This window comes from Pseudomonas sp. R3-56 (genome assembly GCF_051132075.1).
Lineage (GTDB): Bacteria > Pseudomonadota > Gammaproteobacteria > Pseudomonadales > Pseudomonadaceae > Aquipseudomonas.
In genome coordinates this window covers 4,329,672-4,342,010 of the sequence record NZ_CP071657.1, presented here as the reverse complement: position 1 = coordinate 4,342,010, position 12,339 = coordinate 4,329,672, and the positions used below count along the sequence as shown (strand labels likewise).

Below are 12,339 nucleotides of genomic sequence, written 5' to 3'. Positions count from 1 at the left end.
GAGCCTGGACACCGTCGAAAGTCCCCAGGGCCTGCACGCTGCCCTGACCTACGCCACCGACCTGTTCGAGCCGGCGACTATCGAACGCATGGCCGGGCATTGGCTCAACCTGTTGCGCAGCCTGGTGCAAGACCTGCACCGCCCGGTGGCGCAATGGTCGCTGCTGGACGAGGATGAGCGTCGGCACATGCTCATCGACTGGAACGCGACGGCGCGGCAATACCCGCTTGACCGCAGCGTCCAGGCGCTGATCGAGGAGCAGGTGGGCCGGACCCCGGATGCGCCTGCATTGGTTTTTGGCGGGCAGCGCCTGAGCTACCGCGAACTCAACGCCCGGGCCAACCGCCTGGCCCATCGCTTGATCGACCTGGGCGTCGGCCCCGATGTGCTGGTGGGCATCGCCGTGGAACGTTCGGTGGAGATGGTGCTCGGGCTGTTGGCGATCCTCAAGGCCGGTGGCGCCTACGTGCCGTTGGACCCTGAGTACCCGCAGGATCGCCTGGCCTATATGTTCGAAGACAGCGGCATCGGTCTGCTGCTGACCCAGCAACACCTGCTTGATGCTTTGCCGATTCCGCAAGGACTGCGCAGTCTGCTACTGGACCTGCCCGCTGAGGAGTCGCATGCCCGTCGTGAGGAAAATCCCGACGTCAAGGTTCACGGCGAAAACCTGGCCTATGTCATCTACACCTCCGGTTCCACCGGCAAGCCCAAGGGTGCGGGCAATCGCCATTGCGCCCTGGTCAACCGCTTGTGCTGGATGCAGCAGGCCTATGGCCTCGATGCGACTGACAGTGTGTTGCAGAAAACGCCGTTCAGTTTCGACGTGTCGGTGTGGGAATTCTTCTGGCCGCTGCTGACCGGCTCGACGCTGGTGGTGGCCGCGCCGGGGGCCCATCGCGACCCGGCGCAACTGATCGAGCTGATCACCGCGCAGCGCATCACCACGCTGCACTTTGTACCGTCGATGCTCCAGGCGTTCGTGCAGGACCCGCGGGTAGCCGAATGCACCAGCCTCAAGCGGATTGTCTGCAGCGGTGAAGCGCTGCCGGTGGATGCCCAGCAGCAGGTGTTCGCCAAACTGACGAACGCCAGCCTGTACAACCTCTACGGCCCGACCGAGGCGGCCATCGACGTGACCCACTGGACCTGCGTCGAGGAGGGCCGCGACAGCGTGCCGATCGGACAGCCGATCGCCAACCTCGGCACCTACATTCTCGACGATGAGCTGTCGCCGGTGCCCGTCGGGGTGATCGGCGAGCTGTACCTGGCGGGCGAAGGGCTGGCGCGCGGTTACCATCGGCGCGCGGCGTTGACCGCCGAACGGTTCGTCACCGCGCCGTTCGGCGCTGGTCAGCGCTTGTATCGCACCGGCGACCTGGCGCGTTATCGGGCCGATGGCGTGATCGAATACGCCGGCCGAATGGACCATCAGGTGAAAATCCGTGGCTTGCGCATCGAGTTGGGCGAAATCGAAGCGCGTCTGGCCGAACACGAGGCGGTACGCGAAACCGTGGTCCTGGCCCAGGACGGCACGTTGCTGGTGGCCTACGTGGTGCCGGCGCGCGCCGAGCTGCTGATCGCCGATGACGCCGTCCGCCAGGCGCTGCAAGTGCGCCTCAGGGAACATCTGAGCCAGTCCTTGCCCGACTACATGGTGCCGCAACACTGGGTGTGGCTGGAGAACATGCCGGTCAGCCCCAACGGCAAGCTTGAGCGCAAGGCTCTGCCGAAGGCCGATCCGAGCGCCAGCCCGAAGAGCTACAGTGCCCCGGTCACCGCCGTGGAAAACACTTTGGCCGCGATCTGGCAAAGCGTGCTCGGGCGCGAACGCATAGGGCAGACCGACAATTTCTTCGAGCTGGGCGGCGATTCGATCATTTCCATCCAGGTGGTGAGTCGCGCCCGTCAGGCCGGGATTCATTTCAGTCCCAAGGACCTGTTCCTGCACCAGACCATCCAGGGCCTCGCCGGGGTGGCAACGACCGGAGACAACGGGCCGGTCATCGATCAGGGCCCGGTGGTCGGGCAGACGGTATTGCTGCCGTTCCAGCAGTTGTTCTTCGAACAGGCCATGGCCGAGCCTCATCATTGGAACCAGTCGGTGTTGCTCAAGAGCTTGCGCGCCGTGGATGCCGCACATCTGGAGCAGGCGTTGCAGGCCCTGGTCGAGCATCACGATGCGTTGCACCTGGCCTTCGTCTGCGAGGCAGGCACCTGGACCGCTCGCCACAATACCTTGGCCGAACAGCGCACGCTCTGGCAGCGCTCGCCGCTGTTGTGGACCGCCGAGGTGGCCGATGCGCCGGCCCTTGAACGCCTGGCCGAACAAGCCCAACGCAGCCTCGACCTGCAAGATGGCGCGCTGCTGCGCGGAGTGCTGGCGAGCCTGGCCGACGGCAGCCAGCGACTGCTGCTGGTGATCCATCACTTGGTGGTGGACGGCGTGTCCTGGCGTGTACTGCTGGAAGACCTGCAACAGGCGTACGAGCAGTTGCAGGCCGGCCAGACGCCAGCGTTGCCGGCCAAGACCACGGCTGCGCAGACCTGGGCGCAACGGTTGCAGGCGCATGCCGGCAGCGCGACGTTGCAGTCCCAGCTGAAGTATTGGCAAGAGCAACTGCAAGGCGCCGGTCATGACTTGCCTTGCGACCGCCCAGGGGGCGATTTGCGCAGGTGCCACGCGGCCCAGGTCCAGACGCGGCTGGACAAGGACCAGACGCGACGCCTGCTGCAGCAAGCGCCGGCGGCTTATCGCACCCAGGTCAACGATCTGCTGTTGACCGCGCTGGCCCGGGTGATCGGCCGTTGGACTTCCCAGGCCTCGACCTTGATTCAGCTGGAGGGCCATGGCCGTGAGGCGCTGTTCGAGGATGTCGACCTGAGCCGCAGCGTCGGTTGGTTCACCAGCCTGTTCCCGGTGCGCCTGGCCCCGACGGCGACCATGGAAAGTTCGATCAAGGTCATCAAGGAGCAACTGCGGGCGATCCCAGACAAAGGGCTCGGCTTCGGCGTGTTGCGTTACCTGGGCGATGAACCGACGCGGCGCACCCTCGCGGCGCTGCCGGTGCCGCGCATCACATTCAACTACCTGGGCCAGTTCGACAGCGGCTTTGCCGACGACGCCGACGGCCTGTTTGTCCCGGCCAGCGAATCGGCGGGCGCGGCGCAGAGTCCGTTGGCGCCGCTGGACAACTGGCTGACGCTCAACGGCAGCGTCTATGCCGGCGAGTTGAGCATCGACTGGACGTTCAGCTCGCAAATGTTCGATGAAGCGACGATCCAGGCGCTGGCCGAGGATTACGCTGGGGAATTGCAGGCATTGATCGACCACTGTTGCGAGCCGCGGCACCACGGGTTCACGCCGTCGGACTTCCCCCTGGCCGGATTGCAACAGCAACAGTTGGACGCCTTGCCGCTGGTGGCGCGCGACGTGGAGGACATCTATCCGCTGTCACCGATGCAGCAGGGCATGCTGTTCCACACGTTATACGAGCAGCAGGCCGGCCACTACATCAACCAGGTGCGCGTGGATGTCGAAGGGCTGGACGTCGAGCGCTTCCGCCAGGCCTGGCAAGCGGCGACCGACGCCCACGACGTGCTGCGCAGCGGTTTTGTCTGGGAGGGTGATTTCAAGCGTGCAGTGCAGGTGGTGCACAAGCGCGTAGAGGTCGCGTTGCAGTTGCATGACGCACGTACGCAGGCTGACCTGCCTGAGCACCTGAACGCCCTCGCAACGGCCCAGCGCGAGCAAGGTTTTGCCCTGGATGCGGCGCCGTTGTTGCGGTTGGTGATGGTGCGCGTGGCGCAGGAGCGTTATCACTTGATCTACACCAGCCATCACATCCTGATGGACGGCTGGAGCAATTCGCAATTGCTCGGCGAAGTGCTGCAACGCTACAGCGGTCAATCCGTTGCGGTGTCCGGCAGCCGCTACCGCGACTACATCGCCTGGCTGCAACGCCAGGACGCGGCGGCCAGCGAAGCGTTCTGGAAACCGGCGCTGCAACAGCTGGAGGCGCCGACACGATTGGCCGATGCGGTGGCCAAACCGGCCGACATGGGCAGTGGTTACGGCGATCATATCCACGTGCTGGACGAAGCGTCGACCCGTCGCCTGGAAGCTTTCGCCCGCGCCTCGAAAGTCACCGTCAACACACTGGTGCAAGCGGCGTGGCTGCTGCTGTTGCAGCGCTACACCGGTCGAGAAACGGTGGCCTTCGGGGCGACCGTGGCCGGGCGTCCGGCGGACTTGCCCGGCATCGAGCAGCAGATCGGTCTGTTCATCAACACCTTGCCAGTGATCGCCAGCCCTCGGGCCGAGCAGACCTTGGACAGCTGGCTGCAAGCGGTGCAGGCGCAGAACCTGGCCTTGCGCGAGTTCGAGCACACCGCGTTGCTGGACATCCAGCGCTGGGCCGGGCAGGGCGGCGACGCGCTGTTCGACAGCCTGCTGGTGTTCGAGAACTACCCGATCGCCCAGGCGCTGGAGCAGGGCGCGCCAGACGGTTTACGTTTTGGTTCGCCAGTGACTCAGGAGCAGACCAACTATCCGTTGACGCTGCTGGTGGGGTTGGAGCGGCAGTTGTCGGTGCACATGAGTTATCAACGGGCGAGCTTTGCGCCGGATACGGTTGAGCAGCTGGCGGCGCATCTGGCGCAGTTGCTCGGGCAGATGAGCGCCAATGGCGAGCGCTGCCTGGGTGAACTGTCGATGCTGGAATTCGATGAGCATCAGCGTTTGACCCATGACTGGAACCCGGTCGATGCGCCGTTCGAACAAGACCTGTGCATTCATGAGGTCATTGCGCATCAGGCCGACGCTTCGCCGGATGCCCTAGCAGTGACTTTTGCCAACACGCGCCTGAGCTACAGCGAACTGGACGGCCGCGCCAATCGTCTGGCCCACAAACTCATCGAACTGGGCGTCGGTCCGGAGGTGCGGGTAGGCGTGGCGATGCCGCGGTCCGAGCAATTGCTGATCGCCTTGCTGGCGGTGCTCAAGGCCGGTGGCGCGTACGTGCCGCTGGACCCGGATTACCCGGCCGAGCGCGTGGCCTACATGCTTGAGGACAGCCGTGCGCGGGTGTTGCTGACCGAGCAGGCGGTGGCGCAGACGCTGACGGTTCCGGCGGGGACCGAAGTGCTGATGCTGGACCGGATTGAGTTGAGCTCATATCCCTTTAACGCACCGGGCACAACGGTCACCCCAGACAACCTGGCCTACGTCATCTACACCTCCGGTTCCACCGGCAAACCCAAGGGCGTGGCCATCGCCCATCGCAACGTGCTGGCGCTGATCGACTGGTCCACAACCGTCTACAGCCGCGACGACATCCAGGGCGTACTCGCTTCAACCTCGGTGTGCTTCGACCTGTCGGTGTGGGAGCTGTTTGTCACCCTTGCCAACGGCGGTTCGCTGATCATCGCCCGCAACGCCCTGGAACTGCCGCACCTGCCGGCCCGCGATCAGGTACGCCTGATCAACACCGTGCCCTCGGCGATCGCCGCGTTGCAGCGCAGCGGCGAGATCCCGGACAGCGTGCGCATCATCAATCTGGCCGGTGAGCCGCTGAAGCAGAGTCTGGTGGACAGCCTGTACTCGCATCCCCACCTTGGATCTCCCGACTGTGGGAGCGAGCCTGCTCGCGAAGGCGTCCCGTCAGTCACCCCATCATCGATTGACCCAGCGCTTTCGCGAGCAGGCTCGCTCCCACAGGTAAGTGTGGGGGTTGAGCATGTCTACGATCTGTACGGCCCCTCGGAAGACACCACCTATTCCACCTGGACCCGCCGCACCGCCGGCGGCACGGCGAACATTGGTCGCCCGCTCAAGCACACCGCCAGTTACCTGCTCGACGCCAACCTGCAACCGGTGCCGCAAGGCGTCTCGGCGGAGCTGTACCTGAGCGGCGCGGGCATCACCCGGGGTTATCTCGGGCGCGCGGCGATGACCGCCGAAAAGTACGTGCCGAACCCGTTCTCGACCACCGGCGAACGCCTGTATCGCACCGGTGACCTGTGCCGCTATCGCGCCGATGGCGTGCTCGAATACCAGGGCCGACTCGACCATCAGGTGAAGATCCGCGGCTTCCGCATCGAGCTGGGGGAAATCGAGGCGCGGCTGTTGCAGCAAGCCGAGGTAAGCGACGTCGCCGTGCTGGCCCAGGAAGGGCCGGGCGGGCAGCAGTTGGTGGCTTACGTGGTTGCTTCGACCGACGCGAATACTCTGCGCGATCAACTCAAGGCCAATCTCAAGGCGCACCTGCCCGACTACATGATCCCGGCCCACTGGCTGTTCCTCGACCACCTGCCGCTGACCCCCAACGGCAAGCTCGACCGCAAGGCCTTGCCGAGCATCGAAACCGGATCTTCACAGGGCGGTTACGAGGCGCCGGCCAACGAGCTGGAGCACCGGATCGCCGGCATCTGGCAAGAAGTGCTGGAAGTGGAACAGGTCGGGCGCAACGACCATTTCTTCGAGCGCGGCGGTCACTCCTTGCTGGCGACGCAGGCCGTATCCCGGCTGCGAAAGCTCACGCGTTATCCGCTGAGCCTGCGCGACCTGTTCGACCATCCGCAACTCAAGGCACTGGCGGCACTGATGAGCGAGACCGGCGACGGCGCGGAGCGGGCCGGCGATTCCAGCCAGGTCCGACTCAAGGCCCATGGGCCACGGCAATCGGCACCGCTGTCGCTGGTGCAGCGACGGTTGTGGATCGCCGAGCAGCTGGCCGGCGGCACCTCCGCCTATGGCATGCCCATGGCGCTGCGGTTGTGCGGCGAGTTGTCCGTCGAGCGGCTGATGAGCAGCTTTGCCGAAGTGACACGCCGTCACGCCGTGCTGCGCACCGCGTATGTTCAGGATGACGAAGGCGATCCGCTGGCGCTGATTGCCGATGAGGTCCGGCTGGATTTCCCGCTGGTCGATCTGTCCCAGTTGTCGCCCGGTGCCCGGCAGGAGCAAGTGGCCCAGGCGATCCTGGACAACGCCAGTACCCCGATTGACCTGGAGCAGGCGCCACTGCTGCGCGGGCGGATCCTGCGCCTGGGGCCGACCGAACACGTGTTGTTGTACGCCATGCACCACATCATTTCCGATGGCTGGTCGATGGGGCTGTTGATCAATGAACTGGTGCAGATCTACGAAGCGTCCCTGCGCGGCGAGCCCATGCCGCTCGCGCCGCTGGAGGTCCAATACCATGACTTCGCCTTGTGGCAGCAGGCGCTGGAAGACCAAGGCGTGCTGGCGCGCCAGGGCGATTATTGGAAGCAGCGGCTCGACGGTTACCACGGGCGTCTTGATTTGCCTTTGGACAATCCACGCGGCCAGACGGCCTCCTTTGCCGGCGATGCGCTGCAGTTCGAGCTGCCTGCCGGGCTGAGCGCGGCGTTGCGCCGGGTGTCGAGCGCGGCCGGCGTCACGCTGTACAGCACGTTGCTGGCGTCGTTCCAGGTGTTGTTGCATCGCCTCTGCGACGCGCAGGATCTTGTCGTCGGTGCTGACGTGGCCGGGCGCGAGCAACCCGAGCTGGAGCGCCTGATCGGTTTCTTCGTCAACGTCCTGCCGTTGCGTTCGCACTTTGCCGCCGATGTGGTCTTCAGCCGGTTCCTGGCACAGACCCAGGACCATCTGCTCGGCGCGCTGGAACATCAGGACCTGCCGTTCGACCAGATCGTCGAGGCCTCGGGCGTGCCGCGACACAAGGGCATGAACCCATTGCTGCAGGTGTTGTTCGTGATGAACAACGTGCCGGTGCGCACGCGTTCCATGGCCGGCTTGAGCGTCGAGTTCCTGCCGGCGCTGCAGAACCATTCTAAATTCGACATGGCATTGTTCGTTGACGAAGAAGAAGGGCAGTTGCGCGGTAATTGGCAATTCGCCACAAGCTTGTTCGGACATGAGCGCATCCAGTACCTGATCCGGGCCTGGACGGCCCTGTTGGAACAGATCGTCGCTGATCAGGACATTCAATTGGGAGCTATCAGCATGCCAGTCGACAACGTGGCGGCAGCCGCCACGCCTGCCAACGTCCCGGGGCCCAAGGCCGACAAACTGGGCAAGTTTCTCAAGCGTTCGGCGACCCCGGCCGCGCGGCCACGTCCGGCGTTGGTGCGCGAATCGCTGGTGGCGGCGCCCCAGCGTTTCCCACTGATGCTGGAGCCTGGCGAGCCGCACCTGGACGTCATCGAGTGGATCCGGCAGAACCGACCGTTGATCGAGCAGAAGCTGGCCGAGCACGCCGGCATCCTCTTCCGTGGCTTCGAACTGGACGGTATCCAGGGCTTCGAAGCGTTCGCCGAAGCGATCCAGCCGGGGCTGTACGGCCAGTACGGCGACCTGCCGAAGAAGGAAGGCGGCAAGAACACCTACCGGTCCACGCCGTACCCGGAACGCAAGATGATCCTGTTTCACAACGAGAGCTCCCACCAGGACCGCTGGCCGCGCAAGCAGATGTTCTATTGCGAGCAGGCCGCACCCGTGGGCGGCGCGACCCCGGTGGTGGATTGCCGCCTGATGTACGAAAAGCTGCCGACGGACCTTCGCGAGAAGTTCGAAGACAAGGGTTTGCTGTACGTGCGCACCTTCACCGACAAACTCGACGTGTCGTGGCAGCACTTCTTCAAGACCGAGGATCGCCTTGAAGTGGAGGCCCGCTGCCGGGCCGGCGGCATCCAGTGGCGCTGGCTCGATAACGATGAACTGCAGACCCGCACGCCGGGGCCGGCGATCATCACACACCCGATCACCGGGGAAAAATCCTTCTTCAACCAGGTGCAACTGCATCACATCCATTGGCTGGAGCCGGACGTGCGCCAGGACCTGTTGTCGATGTACGGCCTGGAGCGCATGCCCCGGCACGTGTACTACGGCGACGGCACGCCGATCGAAGACGAGGTGATGGCGCGTATCGGTGAGTTGTACGAAGCCTGCGCGGTGCGTTTCGACTGGCAGAAAGGTGACGTGATCCTCTTGGACAACATGCTCGTGGCCCACGCCCGCGACCCGTACGAGGGGCCGCGCAAGATCGTCGTCGCCATGGGCGATATGTACGACCACGCCAGCCTGGAGCGTCCAGCGGGCGCCGGGCGATCGGTCCGTGGCGCATTCAATACCGAGGAAAGCGGAGCATGAACGAGGTGACGATGGACACGCAGGAAGCGGGTTTCGCCCTGACGCCCGAGCAGCAACGGGCACTTGAGCAGCTGTCGGGCACGGTGACCTGCGGCGAGGCCTTGCGTTGGCTGAACGTGGTCATCGACGGTGATCTCGACCCGCAGCGATTGCAGGTCGCCTTCGACACGCTGGTGGCGCAGCAGCCGATGTTGCTCGCGCGACTGACCAAGGTCGGCGGTTTCCACGGTTTGCGTCAGGTGGCCCATGCGGGACGCTTCCCACTGACGATACAAGCCAGCGAACAACCGGCCGAGGAAGTCCGGGCGCAGATCAGCGAGACGCTCGGCCGGGCTTTTGTGCTCGGCGAATCGGCCAGTGTCCAGGCGGTGCTTTATCGTCTGGCGTCTCGGCAATGGCAACTGCTGCTGGGCGTCGCCCGCCACAGCGCGGATGCGCCGTCGATGAACCTGCTGCTTGAACAGCTACGGCAGGCTTACGCCGGCGATGTGGCGGAGGAAGAGGCGCCCGGCGAGTTTGCCCAGTACCTGGAGTGGCGCAGCGAAGTGGTGCTGGATGAAGATGCCGGCACTGCAAGAAATTACTGGCAGCAGCATTTGCACGGCCTGCAGACGGCGATCGACACGCCATGGCTGGCTGCGCGTCGTGCTGGTGCTGGAACAGCCGATGCGCAGATTTCGCTGATCTTCGAGCCGGCCCGACGCGATGCCTTGCAACGGTTGGCCGAGCAGCTCGGCCAACCGCTGGCGACGTTGCTGCAAGGCGCATGGTGGGTGCTGCTGGGACGCCTGGGTGGCCTTGAGCAAGCGCTGGTCGGCGTGCGCCACGACAGCCGTGGCGACTATGACTACTTCGCCAATGCCTTCGGCGTGTTCGAAAAAAACCTGCCGCTTTGCGTTCCATTGCCTGCCGACGCGCCGTTCAGCGAGTGGCTGGCGGAGCTGGCGACGCGTCTCGAAGCCCATCGCACCTGGCAGGAATACTGGACGCCGGAACTGGCGTCGGAGGCGGCGTATCCGGCCTATGGCTTCGCGATTGCCCCGGCAAATTCTGTTCGCAGCAGCGCTGGCCTGACGTGGGCGACTGAGCCCTTGCCTGGGCGGGATGCGTTCGAACTGCTGCTGCAGATTCAACTGGACGACACCCAACAACTGGTTGCGGTCGACCTCCGCTACGCCCGCTCGGGTTATTCGCAAGCCGCGGTCCGCAGCGTGCTCGAACAATACGAGGTGCTGCTGGCCTCGATCCTCGTGGCTGCGCACACGCCACTGGCGCAGCTCAACTTGCTCGGCGACACCGAGGAGCAGCGTTTGCGGGCGATCAACCCGGCGATGCAGGCATTGGTGGATAACCGTTACCTGCCGCAGCGCATCGCCGAGCTGGCGCTGCAGACGCCGGACGCCATCGCCCTGAGCGACGCTGGTCAATCGCTGAGCTACGGTCAACTGAAAGATCAGGTCGAGCGCTTCGCCCAGGGCCTCATGGACCAGGGCCTGGGCGAAGGGTCGATTGTTGCCTTGGCCTTGCCGCGCTCGGCGGAACTGGTGATCGCGATGCTGGCAAGCTGGCGCATCGGCGCGGCTTATCTGCCGCTGGATATCCAGTGGCCCCAGGCCCGTCAGGCGTTGATGCTGGAGCAGGCCGGCGCCGCTGTGTTGCTCACCGATGCAACGCATTTTCCTGCCTGGCAGGCGCAGCCGTTCAAGGCGCTGGCAATCGCCGAGCTTGATCGTCCTTCAAGCACGCCGTTGCCGGCCCTCACGACCAAGGGCAATGACATTGCCTATGTGTTGTTCACCTCAGGCTCCACCGGCGTGCCCAAGGGCGTGGCGATCGAGCATCGGCAATTGCTCAACTACACCGCCCAGGCCAGCCAGGCGTTGGGGCTGAGCCAGTGCAAACACGTCGCTTTGAGCTCTACCGTGGCGGCGGACCTGGGCAATACGGCGCTGTTTGGCGCGTTGTTCAATGGCGCGACCTTGCATGTGGCCAGTGATGAACAGATGCAGGACGGCGCGCTCTTTGCCGGGTTCCTGCGAGAACAACAGATCGACTGCCTGAAAATCGTGCCGTCGCACCTCGCGGCGTTGCTCGACAGTGAGCAGGCGACGCTGCCGCACGTCCTGGTACTTGGCGGCGAGCCGATTGCGCCAACGCTGGTCGAGCGTATCGCCCGGTTGCGCAGCGATTGCCGGGTGTTCAACCACTATGGGCCGACCGAAGCCACGGTCGGAGTGATGATCCATCGGTTGGCGCTGGACGGTGCTGCCGATGATTGTTCGGCGCTGACCCAGGTGCTGGGCAATAACCAGGTCTACGTGCTGGACGCTGACAGGCGCCTGGCGCCGGTGGGTGTGCTGGGCGAGGTGTACCTGGGCGGTGCGCAGTTGTGCCGGGGTTACGTGAATGCCAAGGCGGACGAGCAGACGTTCATCCCGAGCCCGTTCGACCCGGCGCAGCGCCTGTACCGCACTGGCGACCTGGCGCGTTATCGCCCGGACGGTGGGATCCAGTTGCACGGTCGCCGCGATCAACAGGTCAAGGTGCGCGGGTTCCGCATCGAACTGGCGGAAATCGAGGCCGAGCTACTACGTGTACCGCAGGTGGCCGAAGCGCTGGTATTGCCCGGCGAGCAGGGCTTGTTGGCATTTGTCGTGCCCCGGCAAGGCCTGTCTTCGGGCGTGCTCGACGCCGTGCGCGCCGAACTGAGCGCGCGCCTGCCCGGCGTGATGGTGCCGCAGCAGCTGCAACTGATCGAACGTTTCCCTCGGCTGGCCAACGGCAAGATCGATCGCAAGGCGCTGCAGCAGTTGGCGGTCGCGATCAGCGATGAGGAGGATGCCGCGCCCCGCGATGCGCTGGAGCAGCTGCTGGCCGCGCGCATGGCTCAATTGCTTGGGCTTGAACGATTGGGCATCGAGCGCGACTTCTTCGCCGCCGGCGGCCATTCGCTGCTGGTGATCAAGCTGGTGGCCGGCATTCGCAAGTTGTTGCAGTGCGACATCCATCCTGGGCTGGTCTTCGATCATCCGACCGTGGCGTCCCTGGCCATGGCCTTGCGAGCGGTGGAGGGCAGTCCGGGGCAACTGGAAAAAATCGCTCAGGTGCGTTTGCGCATGGAAGCGCTGAGTCCCGAGGAAAAGGCCCGCCTGACCGAACAGGCTCAACAGCTGCAAGCCGCCAAGGCTGCGCAAGGCCGCTGA

The 12,339-nt window shown here is 64.8% G+C and carries 2 protein-coding genes (1 of these 2 cut by a window edge); both read left to right on the top strand.

Going from position 1 to position 12,339, the window contains the following annotated elements; genetic code table 11:
* On the top strand, positions 1-9,136 hold the 3' portion of the coding sequence (locus J3P96_RS19625) for a non-ribosomal peptide synthase/polyketide synthase (RefSeq protein WP_434653076.1). It extends 4,454 nt beyond the left edge of the window; the window shows 9,136 of its 13,590 coding nt (coding positions 4,455-13,590); its start codon lies beyond the left edge, outside the window; it ends in the stop codon at positions 9,134-9,136.
* Complete coding sequence (locus tag J3P96_RS19620; protein WP_434653074.1) at positions 9,133-12,339, top strand: non-ribosomal peptide synthetase; 3,207 nt, start codon at positions 9,133-9,135, stop codon at positions 12,337-12,339. Before J3P96_RS19625 ends, J3P96_RS19620 begins: the two co-directional genes overlap by 4 nt.

Bases quoted from the DNA above. Each gene is read 5' to 3' on its own strand.
- J3P96_RS19620 (WP_434653074.1), top strand. From the start codon at position 9,133: ATGAACGAGGTGACGATGGACACGCAGGAAGCGGGTTTCGCCCTGACG.